12 protein-coding genes are annotated in these 17,447 nt (G+C 70.8%); 10 read left to right on the top strand and 2 right to left on the bottom strand.

The window, feature by feature from the left end; all coding sequences use genetic code 11:
* The first annotated feature begins 12 nt into the window (after window positions 1-12).
* The 5 genes from obgE (at window position 13) to OIB37_RS13420 (ending at window position 9,569) form a co-directional block, all read left to right on the top strand.
* Window positions 13-1,461, top strand: coding sequence for a GTPase ObgE (gene obgE, locus OIB37_RS13440; protein ID WP_330457817.1), 1,449 nt, complete (start codon window positions 13-15; stop codon window positions 1,459-1,461).
* Window positions 1,462-1,962: 501 nt separating this feature from the next.
* The gene (locus OIB37_RS13435; protein WP_330457816.1) at window positions 1,963-3,513 is read left to right on the top strand and encodes an alkaline phosphatase D family protein; all 1,551 of its coding nucleotides are present in this window, start codon (window positions 1,963-1,965) and stop codon (window positions 3,511-3,513) included.
* A 681-nt stretch (window positions 3,514-4,194) separates the two neighbouring features.
* Window positions 4,195-5,691 (top strand): bifunctional cytidylyltransferase/SDR family oxidoreductase, encoded by a 1,497-nt coding sequence (locus OIB37_RS13430; protein WP_330457815.1) that lies wholly within the window; start codon window positions 4,195-4,197, stop codon window positions 5,689-5,691.
* Between the two features lie 188 nt (window positions 5,692-5,879).
* The gene (locus OIB37_RS13425) at window positions 5,880-7,985 is read left to right on the top strand and encodes a hypothetical protein (RefSeq protein ID WP_330461838.1); all 2,106 of its coding nucleotides are present in this window, start codon (window positions 5,880-5,882) and stop codon (window positions 7,983-7,985) included.
* A 423-nt stretch (window positions 7,986-8,408) separates the two neighbouring features.
* On the top strand, window positions 8,409-9,569 hold the full coding sequence (locus OIB37_RS13420; RefSeq protein WP_330461837.1) for a glycosyltransferase family 2 protein: 1,161 nt from the start codon (window positions 8,409-8,411) through the stop codon (window positions 9,567-9,569).
* 97 nt (window positions 9,570-9,666) lie between these two features.
* Here OIB37_RS13420 and OIB37_RS13415 read toward each other — a convergent pair whose 3' ends face one another.
* The gene (locus tag OIB37_RS13415) at window positions 9,667-11,067 is read right to left on the bottom strand and encodes a polysaccharide pyruvyl transferase family protein (RefSeq protein WP_443058144.1); all 1,401 of its coding nucleotides are present in this window, start codon (window positions 11,065-11,067) and stop codon (window positions 9,667-9,669) included.
* 214 nt (window positions 11,068-11,281) lie between these two features.
* Here OIB37_RS13415 and proB point away from each other — a divergent pair, with 214 nt between their 5' ends.
* The 5 genes from proB to OIB37_RS13390 all read left to right on the top strand — a co-directional run bounded on the left by proB (window position 11,282) and on the right by OIB37_RS13390 (window position 16,265).
* Window positions 11,282-12,388 (top strand): glutamate 5-kinase, encoded by a 1,107-nt coding sequence (proB, locus tag OIB37_RS13410; protein WP_330461836.1) that lies wholly within the window; start codon window positions 11,282-11,284, stop codon window positions 12,386-12,388.
* Between the two features lie 177 nt (window positions 12,389-12,565).
* Window positions 12,566-12,991 carry a hypothetical protein gene (locus OIB37_RS13405; protein ID WP_330457813.1) on the top strand — a complete coding sequence of 142 codons (426 nt, stop codon included), beginning with the start codon at window positions 12,566-12,568 and terminating at the stop codon, window positions 12,989-12,991.
* A gap of 145 nt (window positions 12,992-13,136) precedes the next feature.
* Window positions 13,137-14,423 carry a glutamate-5-semialdehyde dehydrogenase gene (locus OIB37_RS13400; protein WP_330457812.1) on the top strand — a complete coding sequence of 429 codons (1,287 nt, stop codon included), beginning with the start codon at window positions 13,137-13,139 and terminating at the stop codon, window positions 14,421-14,423.
* Between the two features lie 109 nt (window positions 14,424-14,532).
* Window positions 14,533-15,105, top strand: a complete 573-nt coding sequence (locus OIB37_RS13395) for an SCO2584 family spore wall biosynthesis protein (protein ID WP_443058143.1) — start codon at window positions 14,533-14,535, stop codon at window positions 15,103-15,105.
* A gap of 89 nt (window positions 15,106-15,194) precedes the next feature.
* A complete protein-coding gene (locus OIB37_RS13390; RefSeq protein WP_330457810.1) occupies window positions 15,195-16,265 on the top strand; it encodes an SCO2583 family membrane protein in 1,071 nt (356 codons plus the stop codon).
* A 39-nt stretch (window positions 16,266-16,304) separates the two neighbouring features.
* Here OIB37_RS13390 and OIB37_RS13385 read toward each other — a convergent pair whose 3' ends face one another.
* Window positions 16,305-17,420, bottom strand: coding sequence for a M48 family metallopeptidase (locus tag OIB37_RS13385; RefSeq protein ID WP_330457809.1), 1,116 nt, complete (start codon window positions 17,418-17,420; stop codon window positions 16,305-16,307).
* Window positions 17,421-17,447: the final 27 nt, after the last annotated feature.

Raw genomic sequence — 17,447 nt, 5'->3', positions numbered from 1 at the left:
AGGCACCGAACCATGACCACCTTCGTGGACCGCGTCGATCTGCATGTCGCCGCGGGTAACGGGGGCCACGGCTGTGCCTCCGTCCACCGTGAGAAGTTCAAGCCGCTGGGCGGCCCGGACGGCGGAAACGGCGGCCGTGGCGGCGATGTGATCCTCACCGTCGACCAGTCGGTGACCACGCTCCTCGACTACCACCACTCCCCGCACCGCAGTGCCACCAACGGCAAGCCCGGTGAGGGCGGCAACCGCTCCGGCAAGGACGGCCAGGACCTGGTCCTGCCGGTCCCGGACGGCACGGTCGTGCTGGACAAGGCCGGCAACGTACTCGCCGACCTCGTCGGCCACGGCACCTCGTACGTCGCCGCCCAGGGCGGCCGCGGCGGCCTCGGCAACGCGGCGCTGGCCAGCGCCCGCCGCAAGGCCCCCGGCTTCGCGCTGCTCGGCGAGCCCGGCGACCTCCAGGACATCGTCCTGGAGCTGAAGACCGTCGCCGACGTGGCCCTGGTCGGCTACCCGAGCGCCGGAAAGTCCTCCCTGATCTCCGTGCTCAGCGCGGCCAAGCCCAAGATCGCGGACTACCCGTTCACCACGCTCGTGCCCAACCTCGGCGTCGTGACGGCCGGCTCCACCGTGTTCACCATGGCCGACGTGCCGGGTCTGATCCCGGGCGCCAGCCAGGGCAAGGGCCTCGGCCTTGAGTTCCTGCGGCACGTCGAGCGGTGCAGCGTGCTGGTGCACGTGCTGGACACCGCGACCCTGGAGTCCGACCGTGACCCGCTCTCCGACCTCGACATCATCGAGGAGGAGCTGCGCCAGTACGGCGGCCTCGACAACCGCCCCCGCATCGTCGTTCTGAACAAGATCGACGTGCCGGACGGCAAGGACCTCGCCGAGATGGTCCGCCCGGACCTGGAGGCGCGCGGTTACCGCGTCTTCGAGGTGTCGGCGGTGGCCCACATCGGACTGCGCGAGCTGACGTTCGCCGTCGGTGAGATGGTCGCGCAGTCGCGCGCCGCCAAGCCGAAGGAGGAGGCGACCCGGATCGTCATCCGGCCGAAGGCCGTGGACGACACCGGCTTCACCGTCACTCGCGAGGAGGTCGAGGGCGAGCCGCTGTACCGGGTGCGCGGCGAGAAGCCAGAGCGCTGGGTGCGCCAGACCGACTTCAACAACGACGAGGCCGTCGGCTACCTCGCCGACCGGCTGGGCCGCCTCGGTGTCGAGGACAAGCTGATGAAGGCCGGCGCCCGGGCCGGCGACGGCGTCGCCATCGGCCCCGAGGAGAACGCGGTCGTCTTCGACTGGGAGCCGACCATGATGTCGGGCGCCGAGATGCTCGGCCGCCGCGGCGAGGACCACCGCTTCGAGGAGCCCCGGCCCGCGGCCCAGCGCCGGCGCGACAAGCAGGCCGAGCGGGACGACGCGGAGCGGGAGTACGACGACTTCGACCCGTTCGAGTAGACGGGACCTCCCGGGGGTTCGGCTGAACGCCCGGGAAGACGGCGGCGGGCCGCGCGGTGACCGCGTCCCCGCCACGTGAGCCGACAGGTGCGGCACGGAACGGATCTCCGTTCCGTGCCGCACTTTTGCTGTGCCTCCCGGCTCCCGGGGCCGGCCGCTTCCGCGCGCCGATTCTTCTGCCGTGACCGCGCGGGTCCGGCGGAGCCGGCCGCCAGGGGGAGGGCGGCCCGGGACACGGGCGCGAATGGCCGGAACGGTTCGGGATTCACCCGCTCAACACCCGTTAACGTGAACACCTCCTGACACCTGGGCAGAACTGTCGACCCGTCACGGCGAGAACACGTGTGTTGTGTGGTTCCTGTGCCGTGACGGGTTCTCTGTTGTCCGCCTGGATGTCATGCGCGTGAAGCTTCCGGTTCAGCGGGCGGGCCGACCGGCCGTGGGAGCTTGCGCGGGTCCGTGTGTGATTCGAAGAAGCCCACCTGGCGAGGGAGTTCGCGAATGACCGCAGCAACAACGCCCGACCGCCGTCGCTTTCTGACCGCCGGTGCCGCCGTCCTCGGCGCCGCCGCATCCGCCCAGCTCTGGCTTCCCGGTGTCGCCCGTGCCGCCGACACCCCCTTGCCGGACGGCGTGTTCACCCTCGGCGTCGGCTCCGGCGACCCGCTGCCCGACGGCATCGTGCTGTGGACCCGGCTCGCCCCGGACCCGCTCAACGGCGGAGGCATGCCCGACGCGGCGTTCCCGGTCCAGTGGGAGATAGCCGAGGACGAGCGGTTCAGAAGAACCGCCCGCCGGGGCACCGCCCAGGCCGTGCCCGAGCTCGGGCACAGCGTCCACGTGGACGTACGGGGGCTGCGCCCGGACCGCCCGTACTGGTACCGCTTCCGGGCCGGCGGCCAGCTCTCGCCCACCGGCCGCACCCGCACCGCCCCGCACCCGCACCGCAAGGGCGGCTCGCTGCGCGTGGCCCTCGCCTCCTGCCAGAACTGGCAGCACGGCTACTTCACCCCGTACGCGGACATGCTCGCCCAGGACCCCGACGTGGTGCTCTTCGTCGGCGACTACATCTACGAGTCCTCGCCCTCCGCGACGGCCGTACGGCGGCACGAGGGCAAGGGGGAGCCGTTCACCCTCGTCCAGTACCGCAACCGTTACGCCCAGTACCGCACCGACCCCGACCTCGTGGCGATCCAGGCGAACGCGCCCTGGGTGGTCACCTTCGACGACCACGAGGTCGACAACGACTGGGCCGCGGAGGTGCCGCAGGACCCCGACAAGCAGCCGCACGACGCGTTCGTCTCCCGCCTGACCGCGGCCTTCCAGGCCTACTACGAGCACATGCCCGTGCGGGCCACCGCGATCCCGAACGGCCCGCACATCCAGATGTACCGCCGCCTGGAGTTCGGCCGGCTCGCCCGCCTCAACGTGCTGGACACCCGCCAGTTCCGCAGCGACCAGGCCACCGGCCAGGCGGGCGCCCAGGACCCGGCGATGACCATGCTCGGCGCAGAGCAGAAGGCCTGGCTGCTGGACGGCCTGCACGACTCCCGGGCCCGCTGGAACCTGATCGCCTCGCAGATCATGATGGCCGAGACCGACCTGCAGCTCGGCGAGGGCAAGCTCTGGTACTACGACGCCTGGGACGGCTACCAGAGGGAGCGCAACGCCCTGCTGGAGGAGTTCTCCGGCATCCGCAACCCCGTCGTGCTCAGCGGCGACCGGCACCTGACGATGATCAGCGACCTCAAGAAGGACTTCGCCGACCCGGACTCCGACGTCGTCGGCGCCGAGTTCGTCGGCACCTCCATCTCCAGCAGCGGCGACCAGGACCAGGCCGCCTTCCACGCCCAGTGGGACCCGCTGATGGCGGACAACCCGCACTGGAAGGTGATCGACGCCCACCGCGGCTACCACCTGTTCGACATCCGCCACGACAGCATCGACGTGCGGGTCCGCGTCGTCGACACGGTCCTCAGCCCGCAGGCGACCGCGAGCACACTGGCGCGGCTGCGCGTGGAGTCGGACGAACCGGGCGTCCAGGTGGTGTGACGCCCGTGTGCGGGGACGCCGTGTGACGCCCGTGTGAGCGATACGGAGCCCGGGGCCGGAAAGGTCCCGGGCTCCGTATCGCCCGAAAACATCACACCGGACGGTTCGAATCGCTCCCTTATCCGGGCCGGAACCGAAATGCCGCGGAATCGTGACGTGAAATTCCGCCGCAATGGGAGAGGCCGGCCGTCCCTAATTCCGGCTCGTTCGCGACGGGACCGTGCCGTATATGAAGAACGCGTGCGGCCCGTACCCCGGCGCGCGAAGCGGGCGACACCCGGACCGGCGGCGGGAGGGCGCGGCCGGTGCGACCGGTACGGCGGACCGGCGGCGCGCGCACATCCGCGGGTCCGGGTCGCCGCGGGTGACGCGATGGGGGTCGTACGGCCTTGCGCGGGTGAAGCGGCAGGGCTCGTACGGCTTCGCGCGGGCGGTCGCGACAGGGCTCGTACGGCCTCGTGCGGGCGGCGTGATGGGTGTCGCACGGGGGATGTCGGGGCACCTGTGGACTTACTCACAGCAAATTCACGGGCGTTCACACCGGCCCGGGACCAATCACCAGGAGTGCCAGGTGAATGACGGGTTGCGCGCACATATGCATGGGACGTCGCTCACCTTGCACTGCGGTTACCCGAAGTGGGACCATTTCAAGGTTCCCTGTCGCCCCAAGGTAGGTCACTTGTGTCCCAGCACATAGCCAAGCCCCGTACCACCGCAGTCGTCCTGGCCGGTGGCACCGGTCAGCGGGTGGGTCTGTCGATCCCCAAGCAGTTGCTGAAGATCGCCGGCAAGGCCGTCATCGAGCACACCCTGGCCACCTTCGAGCAGGCGGACTCGATCGACGACATCATCGTGCTGATGACGCCAGGTTACGTCGGCGACGTCGAGAAGATCGTCGCCAAGGCCGGGTTCCAGAAGGTCAAGAAGGTCATCGAGGGCGGCGCGACCCGGAACGAGACCACCGAGCGGGCCATCTCCGCCCTCGGTGAGGGCCTGGCCGCGGGCGAGGACTGCAACGTCCTCTTCCACGACGCCGTACGCCCCCTGCTCTCGGAGCGCGTCATCGACGACTGCGTGATCGCGCTGCAGCGCTTCCAGGCCGTCGACGTGGCCATCCCGTCCGCGGACACGATCATCGTCACGCGCACGCACGGCGAGGACGGCGAGTTCATCACCGAGATCCCGGACCGCTCCCGGCTGCGCCGCGGCCAGACCCCGCAGGCCTTCAAGCTGTCCACGATCCGCCGCGCCTACCAGGTCGCCGCCGGTGACCCCAACTTCCAGGCCACGGACGACTGTTCCGTCGTGCTCAAGTACCTGCCGGACGTGCCGATCCACGTCGTCGCGGGCGACGAGTACAACATGAAGGTGACCCAGCCGGTCGACGTCTTCATCGCCGACAAGCTCTTCCAGCTCGCCTCCACCGCCGCCCCCGAGCAGAACGGCGAGGAGGCCTACCGCGAGCTCCTCACCGGCAAGACCGTCGTCATCTTCGGCGGCTCCTACGGCATCGGCAAGGACATCGCCGAACTCGCCGGGGCCTACGGCGCGAACGTCTACGCGCTGGGCCGCTCCACCACCGGCACCCACGTGGAGAACCCGGAGGAGGTCGACGACGCGCTGTCCAAGGCGTACGCGGAGACCGGCCGGATCGACTACGTCGTCAACACCGCGGGCGTGCTGCGCATCGGCCGGCTCGCCGAGACCGACAACGCCACCATCGAGGAGGCGCTGAAGGTCAACTACCTGGCGCCGGTGCAGATCGCCCGCTCCTCGTACAAGTACCTGGCCGAGACCAAGGGCCAGCTGCTGCTCTACACCTCCAGCAGCTACACCCGCGGCCGCGCCGAGTACAGCCTCTACTCCTCCACCAAGGCCGCCATGGTGAACCTCACCCAGGCGCTGTCCGACGAGTGGGCCGGCGACGGCATCCGCGTCAACTGCGTCAACCCCGAGCGCACCGCCACCCCGATGCGCACCAAGGCCTTCGGGCAGGAGCCCGCGGGCACGCTGCTCTCCTCCGAGGCCGTGGCCCGCACCTCGCTGGACGTGCTGCTGTCGGAGCTGACCGGTCACGTCATCGACGTCCGCGCCCAGGACCCGACGGCGGGCGCCGCACAGGCGTCCGGTTTCGAGCAGGCGCTGGCCTCGGTGTTGGACCGTCAGGACGGCGTGTAATAATCTCGGCTAATTAGCTTTTCGAAATTCAGGCCTCTGTGGTCGCTCATTCACCGGGCGTTCGCAGAGGCCTGAGTCCGTACATCTCGCGAATTATCGCCGTCCCGCGGCATTACCGAACAAAACCGGCACTCCCCCCTCCCAGAGCAGGTTTCTCCGTGATATCCACCGCTATTCGCGTGGCCCGGGTGGGCAGCGCGGCCGAGCTGGCCGCGGCGGCCCTCGTCATGCTGGGCTTCCCCTGCCTCATGCTGGCCGCGCTCATTCCGAGCGCATACGCCTTCGCGGCCGTGGCCGCCATGACGTACCTGGCGGACCACTATCTGCACCGCAAGGGCAGCTACCTGATCAACCGCCTCAGCAAGGTCAGGGCCGGCCTGTCGATCCGCTTCCTGATCAGGCAGCTGCTGCTGATCCTGCTGCTGGCCCGGATGTCCCTCTCGGACAACCTGGTCTTCTACGGCGCGATCGCCTGCTTCATCGCCTTCTACGGCCTGCAGGCCCCGCACGGCGCGCTGATCACGCTCATCCGCAACCGCCGCCGGATGCCGGTCGCCACCCGCAACATCGACCTGAAGTCCCGCATCCGCATCCCGGACGCCCCGCCGCAGAGCCTGCTGCACCGCTCCGCGGAGAAGATGCTCCACCTCGACCTCTTCGCCGTCATCGGCCTGCTGGTCGCCGCCCTGGCCGACTCCGCCGTCGCGGGCTTCGCGGGCATCGCCCTCACCGTGGGTCTGGGCACCCTGTACGTGCTCGTGCTGATGCCGTACGTGCGCGGCCGTAAGATCCCGCCGAAGGCCGACGACGTGCTCGCCGCCATGGACGAGTGGCTGGCCGCCTACAAGCCCGAGACGGTCCTGTACTTCTCCGGCTCCAAGGACTCCGCGTACCAGGTCAACATGTGGCTGGAGACGATGGAGCAGCTGGACACCCGGCCGCTGATCATCCTGCGCGAGCGCGTCATCCTGAACAACCTCGCGCCCACCACGGTCCCCGTCATCTGCGTGCCCGGAGGGGTGCACCTGATGAACCTGGACCTGTCCGCCGTGCGCGTGGCGCTGTACGCGGCGAACGTCGGCAAGAACATCCACCTGCTGCGCGTGCCCACCATGAAGCACGTCTTCATCGGCCACGGCGACAGCGACAAGCTCGCCAGCGTCAACCCGTACAGCAAGGCGTACGACGAGGTGTGGACCGCCGGCCGGGCCGGCCGCGACCGTTACGCCATCGCCGACGTCGGCGTCCGCGACGACGACATCGTGGAGGTGGGCCGCCCGCAGCTGGCCCCCATCCAGAGCCTGCGGGACAGGATCGAGGGCCTGAGCGGCGCAGCCGCCGACGGCCGCTGCCCGACCGTTCTGTACGCCCCCACCTGGGAGGGCTGGGACGGCAACCCCGGCAACACCTCGATCGTCCTCGCCGGCGAGAACATCGTGAAGAAGCTGGTGAAGGCCGACCCGCCGGTCCGCGTCCTGTACAAGCCGCACCCCTTCACCGGCACCGTCAGCAAGGCCGCCGGCGCCGCGCACCGGCGCATCACCGCCCTGATCGAGAAGGCCGCCGCCGCCCGCGCCGCCGACTCCGGCTTCACCGCCGACGCCGCCGCCCTGGAGCAGGCCAAGGCGGAGCTGGCCCGCGTCGAGGCGCGGCTGGCCGAGCTGGGCAGCGTCGACGGCGACAAGGGTGACGAGGCCGAGGCCACTCGTGACGGCGTGGTCGACGTCGCGCAGCACGAGGAGATCGCCCGGCTGCGCGCCGAGTGGAACGACGCCTACTGGCGCTCCTTCCCCGCGCACGAGCACCGCGTCATCACCGGCGCCGAGCCGCGCCTGTACGACTGCTTCAACGTCTCCGACGCGATGGTCTCCGACATCTCCTCCGTGGTCTCCGACTTCATCGCGAGCGGCAAGCCGTACGCGGTCACGGACTCCGGCGAGCTGGGCGTGGAGGAGTTCAAGCGGCAGAACACGGCCGTGCGCGCCGCGACGATCCTCTCCAACAGCGCGGCCGAGCTGGGCGCCCTGCTGGACGCCGTACGCGACCCGTCCGCGGACCCGCTGGCCGAGGACCGCGGGGAGCTGAAGCGCTACCTGCTCGGCCCGGACGAGCCGAAGTCCATCGACCAGTTCAACGCCGCGGTCGCCGACCTGGCCCACAAGTCCGAGGCCCGCAACATCGGCCAGCACGCCCGCTCGGGCGCCAAGGACGGCGGGACGGCCGAGCTGACCACCGCGGTGCCGGGGCAGCGTGGGGCGTCCGCCGGCGAGACGGACGGCGTGAGCGCGGGCTGACCCGCCACCGCACGCAGGGCCGGCCCCCGGGATCGCTCCCGGGGGCCGGCCCTTTTCCGTCCGCCCGTCCGCGCCGGTCCGTCCGTCCGCGTCCGCCCGTACGGCAGCCCCCTGTTCGCGCTCCTCTGCGGCCGGTGCGTTCGGGTTCACCGTCCGGCTTTCTTACCCGTGCCGACATCCGCGGTCGGGCGGCTCTTACCGGCCGGGCGTAATGTCGGGTGTGACCCGCCGTGCCCCGCGCCCTCCCCGGTTTCGTGTGAGGTGCGTCACGCTGCACTCGTCGCAGGGCAACCTCTCGCCCGGTGTGCCCGTCTAACACCTTGCTATTGAGTCGATACGCGGGAAATGTTCTGTTGACAAGGGGAAAACGTGACCGTCGTGGCGCAGCCTGATGTGAGTGTCATCATCGGGGCGTACGAAGCGATGCCGTACCTGGTCGAGTGCCTGGCATCCGTAGAGGCACAGACCATCGATCCGGCACGCGTGGAGGTCATCGCGGTCGATGACGGCTCCACCGACGGCAGCGGGGAGTACCTGGAGGAGTTCGCGGCGCGCGCTCCGATGACGGTCACCGTCATCCGCCAGGAGAACTCCGGCGGCCCCAGCGGCCCGCGCAACGTCGGCATCGGCAAGGCGGCCGGACGCTACGTCTTCTTCCTCGACGCCGACGACCGGCTCGGGCCCGAGGCCCTGGAGCGCATGGTCGCCATGGCCGACGAGAACGGCACCGACGTCGTCCTCGGCCGGGTCGAGGGCGTCAACCGGACCGCGCCGAAGTCGATGTGGGGCAAGACGCTGCCCCGTACCGACGTCTTCTCCTCCAACATCAAGTTCACGCTCAGCGCGCAGAAGCTGTTCCGCCGCGAGCTGCTGGAGAAGCACGGCATGCGGTTCGACGAGTCCCTGTGGACCGGCGAGGACGCGCTGTTCACCCTGGAGGCCTACCTGCGTGCGGACGGCGTCTCCGTGGTCGCCGACTACACCTGCTACTACCTCGTCGGCCGCGACGACGGCAAGCACGTGACCAAGAGCGGCAGCTACACCCTCCGCTTCGACTCCGCGCGGGCCCTGATGAAGCTGATCACCGACATGGTGCCGGCCGGCGCCAAGCGGGACACCCTCATGGTCCGGCCCTTCCTCGTCACCCTGCTGCCGCAGTTCGGGCCCAAGTTCCTCACCGACAGCGAAGAGGTGCGCCGGCACAAGTTCGAGCTGGCCGCACCGCTGATGGAGGCCCACTGGAACCGCGGTGTGGCCCGCGGCCTGAAGGTGAACGAGCGGCTGCGGCTGCACCTCGTCGCCATGCGGCGGCCCGACCTGCTGCTGGACGTCGTGAAGTTCGTCAAGGCGAAGAAGCAGGCCCCCGCGATCCTGGAGAAGCACGGCACCCACGTGTACCTCGTCTACCCGCACTTCCGGTCCAAGGCGGCCGGTGTCCCCGACGAGATCTACCGTGCCGAGGCCCGCGAGGCCCGGGTCTTCCCCGGATACCGCGAGGCCGCCGCCAACTCCTTCGTGCGCCGCGCACTGCGGAAGATCCGGCGGATGCTTCCCCTGGGCGGCTTCGGAGCGGCGGCGGCCTGACGGTCGGGCCGGTGAGCGGTGGCCTGTCGGCCCCGGCCCGGTGAGGGGGGCTCCGTACGGAGCCTCCCCGGGTTCGCCTGCTGCGGGCGGGCGGTGGTTACTTCCTGCCCGCCTGGAGGGCCCGGCCCACCACGCGGCGGGCGCGCCGGTAGACCGAGGGGGCGGGCGCGGCGACCGCGCCCTTCCGGGACCGCGCCAGATCCCGCTGCAACTGGACGTTCTCCTTGGTCAGTTCACCGACCCGGCTGTGCAGCCAGCCGAACCGGCTGCTGAGCGAGGCGAGGTCGGTGTCGTTCCAGGGGCGCACGCCCGGCGGGAACGACAGCGACCGCATCCGCGCGTCGAAGGCCGCGCCGCTGTCGCCGTGCGTGAAGGTGTTCTGCAGGCCGTTCTTGTCCAGGAAGCCGGCGAACCGGTCGAAGCGCTCGCCGTGGTTGCCCGTCAGCCCGCTGAAGTCGGCCTGCTCGTACAGCCGCGCCGGGTCGGCGGACTCCGGGTCCTTGGTGGCCTTCTCCAGCAGCTGGTACGGGATCTCGAAGTAGCGGCACAGCTCCAGCGTGCGCGAGTCCCCGCACAGCACGGTCGCCGGCGTCCCCGCGAGCAGCGCCGCGATGTTGCCGTGGATGCGGGAGCCGAAGGAGAAGTCGAAGGGGCGCAGCTCGTCGATCCAGGTGACCGGGTCGACGTACACGCGCACCTTGTCCTCCCGGTACATCGGGTGGTCCGGGTGCGTCGGCATCGCGGTCACCTTGGCGTTCGGGTCGCTCAGGTCCCGCCAGTGCAGCTGCCGCGCGTCGCTGATGTTCTGCCCGATGAAGCGCAGGTTCGGGTAGTGCTCGTGGGCGCGGGTGAGGATCTTGCCGAGGCCGTGCTTGCGCACCGCGTCGTGCGAGCCGTTCACCGCGATCCGCGACTCGGCGGTCAGCTCCGGCTGCCGCTTGCGTACGTCGAGGCGGCGGCCGTACAGGAACATCGACGGGCAGCCGATGACCTCCACGTCGCGGAAGCCCATGTCCAGCAGGTACCGCTCGGTGAACTCGCCGCGCACGCCGATCGAGGCGCTGCGGTCCAGCACCGCCGAGCAGAACTCGCGCACCGACTGCTCCATCGGCTTCAGCCGCGCCGGGTCGTAGCCCACCCCGGTCTGCGCGCCGACGCCGAGCACCACCACGGGGATGCGGAGCTTGCCGATCAGCCGGGTCAGCCGCTTCAGCCGGCCTTCGAAGGACGGCCGGAACGCGTTGGCCAGGGGGACGACGAAGGCGTCGTACTCCTCGTTGATCCGGGCCGCGGCGTTCACGTCCGTGCCGACACCGTTCGAGAAGACCTCGGTGTCCGGCGTCTCGAGGATCTTGTGGGCGGCGTCGCTGAAGATCAGGTTGCCCGAGTTGGTGGCGATGACGTCGCGATGGAGGGCTTCCTCCACGGAGAGGACGTCATAGGGGCTTTTGCCGGATCTAAGGAGAACGCGCTTCGCGGCGTGAACATGAGATGACACGAACTTCAACTTATGTTTGAAGTGGCTTTAATTTCTATACGCAACCAGTGCAACCTTTTTGCCGTATGCGAACCGTGAGCAAATGATCACCCAGTGCCTGTCCGGGAACTGGACCGGCGCACATCGTCCGGACCGGTTCGCGTAGATTGCCGCGCAGTCGGTGAGCCGGAACGCACGAGGGGACCCAGGCAAGGTGGCAAGGGCAAGGCAGGCCGTGGGCGAGGCCCGCAGGATCGTCGTCAAGGTCGGCTCCTCGTCGCTGACCACCGCCGCGGGCGGCCTCGACGCGGACCGCGTCGACGCGCTGGTCGACGTCCTCGCGAAGAGCCGCAGCGGCGGGGAGAGGGAGATCGTCCTCGTCTCCTCCGGCGCCATCGCCGCCGGCCTCGCCCCGCTGGGACTGCGCCGCCGGCCCAGGGACCTGGCCCGCCAGCAGGCCGCCGCCAGCGTCGGCCAGGGCCTGCTCGTCGCCCGCTACACGGCCTCCTTCGCCCGTTACGGCGTCCGCGTCGGCCAGATCCTGCTCACCAGCGACGACATGAGCCGCCGCACCCACCACCGCAACGCCTCCCGCACCCTCGACAAGCTGCTCGCGATGGGCGCCCTCCCGATCGTCAACGAGAACGACACCGTCGCCACCGACGAGATCCGCTTCGGCGACAACGACCGCCTCGCCTCCCTCGTCGCCCACCTCGTCCACGCCGACCTGCTCGTCCTCCTCTCCGACATCGACGGCCTCTACGACGGCGACCCCAGCAGGCCCGGCACCTCCCGGATGGCACAGGTGCGAGGGCCCGCCGACCTCGACGGCATCGAGATCGGCAGCGCGGGCAAGGCCGGCGTCGGCACCGGCGGCATGGTCACCAAGGTCGAGGCCGCCCGGATCGCGGCCGCCGCCGGCATCCCCGTGGTCCTCACCAGCGCCGTCCACGCGGCCGACGCGCTCCTCGGCGGCGACACCGGCACCTACTTCCACCCCACCGGACGGCGCTCCGCCGACCGCCTGCTGTGGCTCCAGCACGCCTCCACCCCGCAGGGCTCCCTCACCCTCGACGACGGCGCCGTCCGCGCGGTCGTCGAACGGCGCACCTCCCTGCTGCCCGCCGGAATCGCCTCCGTGGACGGCGAGTTCAGTGCCGGCGACCCGGTCGAGCTGCGCGACGGCACCGGGCACGCCGTGGCCCGCGGGATCGTCAACTTCGACGCCAAGGAGATCCCGCAGCTGATCGGGCGTTCGACCCGCGAGCTGGCACGCGAGCTGGGCCCCGCGTACGAGCGCGAGGTCGTACACAGGGACGACCTGGTACTCCTGCACGTGTGACCGACGCCGGACCGCCCGCGCGTCGCGGGACGCCGGTAAAACGGGGCGTAAGGACCGCCCCCGGTGGGGGACGTTCCGTAAAACCGCCACGCGGAGCCCTGCGGCCTGCTCAACTTTGTCTCGGGGACTTGTGAAGGGACACGTTCCGTCAAGGGGCCATGCGTGAAGGAGGCTGTCGTGAGACGAGTCCGTCCTGGGACGGCGTCCCGTGGCGCTCTGACGAGCGTCTCGGCCGGGGACACCTACGAGGAGCCCAGGGACCTGCCCCGGCTGTGGCACGTCACCCTCAGCGTCTCCGGGGCGCACGTCCCGGTCCAGGACCTGCGGCGCGCCCTGGAACAGCTCGCCCACGACCACCCCTTCCTGCTGACCAGCAGGTACGCCGGCGACCACGCGGAGATCCGGTACTGGGAGGAGGCCCGCGACCTGCACGACGCGGCCGCCGTCGCCCTGCGGTTGTGGGGCGAGCACCGCCAGACCGCCGGACTGCCGCCCTGGGAGATCGTCGGCCTGGAGGTCATCGACCGCGAGACCTACCACCAGCGGATAGCCGAGGGATACGGGCCGGCACCGGCCACTCCCGTGGGCGTTCACCCGTTCTGACGACGGCCACGGCCGCCCCCTCTCCGCCCCCCTCTCCTCGCGTGCTCCACCTCGCGCGTTGCGCCGCGACGGCGGCACGCTCCGGCGTGTCTCGCGGGGTGGAACGAGGCCCTGACGGGCCGGGGCCGCGCACTACCCTTCCCCCATGACCACGCTCTCGCCGTACGAGTCCATGTCCCCGGTCACCCAGGCCGCCTACCGGGCCAAGGCCGCCGCGGCCGGCATCGCGCCGCTCCCGCGCGGGGTGAAGGACGACGTGCTGCTCGCCATCGCCGACGCCCTGGAGGTCCGGACCGGCGAGATCGTCGAGGCCAACGCCAAGGACGTGGCCAAGGCCCGGGAGAACGGCACCAGCGAGTCCGTCGTCGACCGGCTCACCCTCACCCCCGAGCGGGTCCGCGCCATCGCCGCCGACGTCCGCGACGTCGCGAAGCTGCCCGACCCGGTCGGCGAGGTCGTCCGCGGCTCCACCCTCCCCAACGGCATCGACCTGCGCCAGGTCCGCGTGCCGCTCGGCGTCGTCGGCATCATCTACGAGGCCCGCCCGAACGTCACCGTCGACGCCGCCGCCCTCTGCCTGAAGTCCGGCAACGCCGTCCTGCTGCGCGGCTCGGCCTCCGCCTACGAGTCCAACAGCGCGCTCGTCCAGGTGATCCGGGACGCCGTCGGCGGTGCCGGGCTGCCCGCCGACGCCGTACAGCTGGTGCCGGGGGAGAGCCGGGAGAGCGTGCGTGAGCTGATGCGCGCCCGCGGCCTCGTCGACGTCCTCATCCCGCGCGGCGGTGCCTCCCTGATCCGGACCGTGGTCAGCGAGTCCACCGTGCCCGTCATCGAGACCGGCACCGGCAACTGCCACGTCTACGTCGACGCGGACGCCGACATCGACATGGCGATCGAGATCCTGATCAACTCCAAGGCCCAGCGGGTCAGCGTCTGCAACGCCGCCGAGACCCTCCTGGTCCACCAGGACATCGCCCCCGAGTTCCTGCCCCGCGCCCTGGACGCCCTGGCCGAGGCCGGGGTCACCGTCCACGCCGACCCGCGCGTCCTGGCTCACGCCGAGGGCTCCAAGGCCACCGTGGTCGAGGCGACGGCCGAGGACTGGGAGACCGAGTACCTCTCGTACGACATCGCCGCCGCCGTCGTCGACTCCCTCGACAAGGCCGTCGAGCACATCCGGCTGTGGACCTCCGGTCACACCGAGGCGATCGTCACCACCTCGCAGGCGGCCGCCCGCCGGTTCACCCAGCTGGTCGACTCCACCACCGTCGCCGTGAACGCCTCCACCCGCTTCACCGACGGCGGCCAGTTCGGTTTCGGCGCCGAGATCGGCATCTCCACCCAGAAGCTGCACGCCCGCGGCCCGATGGGCCTGCCGGAGCTGACCAGCACGAAGTACATCGTCACCGGCGACGGGCACGTGCGCCCCTGAGGTTCACCTCTTCGGCCCCGCCGCCCGCCCGGCCGAAAGCCGTTCCCGCGGGCGCACCGAATTTCCATACCGTCTGCCCAAAATGACCCCCCAGGTCTACTCTGGAACCGTGCCGGAGGACGTGGGGGGCACGCCGTTCCCTGACGGCTGGGAGCCCGACGACGACTACGACCACGGGGTGCCGGACGATGCGTTCGCCTCCGTGGTCTTCGACGAGGCCTTCGTGCAGGCGGCCGTGGTGCACGAGCCGTCCGCCGTCGAACGCCTGCTCGCCGCCGCGCAGGCCAGAGCCGAGGCCTCCGAGGCCGAGGCCCGCCGCGCCCGCACCAGAGGCGAGCGTTACGACGACGGCTACGGCCCCGACGGCACCGATTTCGGCCTTGACCGCGACGACGTCGAACCGGACGACGCCTGCGTCCTGGGTGACTACGACGGCGCCTTCGGGCCCTACGGCAAGCACCTCCGCTGGCACCGCCCCGTGGCCTGGGTGCTCGCCGTCGTGATGGGAATCGGCATGGTCGCGCTGGCCTTTGCCGCGGTCTACCGCGGCGGATCCACCGGAACCCGAGACCGGGTACCGGCACCCGCCTCCACCGGCCTGGGGCAGGGCAGCGCCGCGGCCCCCTCCGCCTCCGCCGACTACTCCCAGCCGGCCGTGTCCGCGGTCCCGCGCTCCCCCTGAGCGCCCCCGCGCGTACTTGGTGAGCACCTGTCAGAAGTTCAGGTGTACCAGCGCGTTTACCCGAGGCCCGCGAGACCTACTCTGAAGGTATGGGCGGGCCTGGAGACCCACCGGAGGGGACACCCGAGGGCGGCCCCGGAGGTGCGGAGGACGAGTACCGATCCGTCGTTTTCGACGAGTCGTTCGTCCGCGCTGCCCGGCTCCAGGAGTCCTCCGCGCAGGAGCGCGTGAGCGACCACGCGCCCGCCGTACGCCGCCGCCCGCCCCTGCGCCGCGGCCTCACCCGGCAGCTGCTGATCCTCGTCCTGCTCATCACCGTCGCCTTCGGCACCGCGATCTACATGGGCGTGCGTCACCCCTACGGCCCCCCACCGACCCCGCGGGCCGCCGACCCGCTGCGGATGACCGTCATCCCGCTCGCCCCGCAGGGCAAGGTGCCCGGCGCCACCGATGCCGAGTTCCTCTACGCGCACAGCCCCGCGGCCCACTTCGAGGTCGGTGCCGAGGGCATCCCGCTGCCGGCCACCCGCAGCACCGCGCACTTCTCCGACAGCCAGGTCACGGCGGCCCTGCTCGTCGCCCGCAACTACCTCGTCCGGTCCTCCCTCTACCCCGAGGTGCTCACCGGCCGCCAGGTCCGTCCCGCCCGCGCCCTGCTCGACGCCGACCAGCTCGACCAGTTCGACCGGAGCTTCGACCACCCGGCCGCGGACGGCCGGCACGCTCCCACCGGCTGGGTGGTGCGGTTCGATCCCTCCCGGGTGACGCTGGCCGACGACAGGGTCCGCGTCCTGGGCACCCTGGGGGCCGTCGAGAGCGACCCGGCCACCCTGGAGGTCTCCTCCGACAGCACCTTCGTCTACGCGCTGCGTGCCGACGGCGCCGCCGCCAAGGCTCCGGTGTCCCTGTTCACCGTGCGCCGCGCGGTGACCTTCCGCTTCGACCACGACACCCTGCGCGTGGGCCAGACCCGGCTGGTCTCCTCCTACGCCCAGGCGGGCCCCCTGTCCTGCGCCGAGGACTCCACCTCCTACCTCCGGCCGCTCCTGTCCGGCCAGGCCGCCAGGACGGGCGGCCCGGCCGGCACCGACCCCTACGCGACGGACAGGGCGACGGCGCTCTGCGGCACGCTGGCCACCCAGGCCCAGCCGAAGGTGTGACCGGAGGCGGGAGACCGCGAGAGGGGCGTCAGGCCGCCGTCAGCGCTCGCTCTGCGGGGGAGTGTCAGCCGGGCTGTCCTCCGGGCCGTCCTCCGGGCCGTTCGGCGGAGCCGTGCTCGTGAAGCCGTTGAAGCCCCGGCGGACCCGGCCGCCCAGGTCGCCCGCGCCGCCCGCGAGGTCCGTGACCAGCTTCATCAGCGGGTCCTTGGAGGTCTTCACATCGCTCGCGTAGCTCGCCGCGGACTCCCGGAAGGAGTCGCTGACCTTGGTGTCCTTGTCCTCGGTGCGCCGCGGGTAGTGACCGTCCATGATCCGCTGGTAGTCCCGCGACTCGGCCCACTTCTTCAGCTCGGCGGCCCGGACGGTGGTGAAGGGGTGCGAGCGGGGGAGCACATTGAGGATCTTCAGCACCGAGTCGCGCAGATCGCCTCCGCCCTCGTACTCCTCGGCCTGCTCCAGGAACGCGTCCACGTTCATCTCGTGCAGGTGATTGCCGCCCGCGATCTTCATCAGGCCGCGCATCGAGGCCCGCAGATCCTGCCCCACCAGCAGACCGGCCCGGTCCGCGGACAGCTCCGACTTGCGGAACCACTCCCGCAGCGCCGTCACGATCGCCATGACCGCGAGGTTGCCCAGCGGGATCCAGGCGACCTTCAGCGCCAGGGTCGTCAGGAACAGCAGGACCGTGCGGTACACCGAGTGCCCGGACAGCGCGTGCCCCACCTCGTGCCCGACGACGGCCCGCATCTCCTCCTCGTCGAGCAGCTCGACGAGACCGGTGGTGACGACGATGATCGGCTCGTCCAGCCCGATGCACATCGCGTTCGGCTGCGGATCCTGGTTGACGTACATCGGCGGGACCTTCTCCAGGTCCAGGATGTAACAGGCGTCCAGCAGCATGTCGTGCAGGTGCGAGAACTGCCGCTCGGAGACCCGCACCGAGTCGGACAGGAACAGCAGCCGCAGGCTGCGCTCCGGAAGCAGTCCGCTGAGTGCCTTGAAGACGGTGTCGAACCCGCTCAGCTTGCGCAGCGCCACCAGAGCCGAGCGGTCCGCCGGATGCTCGTACGCACGCGAGGAGATCTCCGCGAAACGCCTGCGCTGCCTGCTCGGTACACGCTCGCGCCCGGTCTGCTCGTGGCCGTCGTCGGACATGTCTTCCCCCATGTGCGTGAGTACCCA

The sequence above is a fragment of the Streptomyces sp. NBC_00820 genome (genome assembly GCF_036347055.1).
GTDB lineage: Bacteria > Actinomycetota > Actinomycetes > Streptomycetales > Streptomycetaceae > Streptomyces.
This window is presented reverse-complemented; position numbering and strand designations above follow the sequence as displayed.

Coding starts and splice junctions, on each gene's coding strand:
- obgE (WP_330457817.1), top strand. CDS start 13: ATGACCACCTTCGTGGACCGCGTCGATCTGCATGTCGCCGCGGGTAAC.
- OIB37_RS13435 (WP_330457816.1), top strand. CDS start 1,963: ATGACCGCAGCAACAACGCCCGACCGCCGTCGCTTTCTGACCGCCGGT.
- OIB37_RS13420 (WP_330461837.1), top strand. CDS start 8,409: ATGCCGTACCTGGTCGAGTGCCTGGCATCCGTAGAGGCACAGACCATC.
- OIB37_RS13400 (WP_330457812.1), top strand. CDS start 13,137: ATGACCACGCTCTCGCCGTACGAGTCCATGTCCCCGGTCACCCAGGCC.
- OIB37_RS13390 (WP_330457810.1), top strand. CDS start 15,195: ATGGGCGGGCCTGGAGACCCACCGGAGGGGACACCCGAGGGCGGCCCC.
- OIB37_RS13385 (WP_330457809.1), bottom strand. CDS start 17,420: ATGTCCGACGACGGCCACGAGCAGACCGGGCGCGAGCGTGTACCGAGC.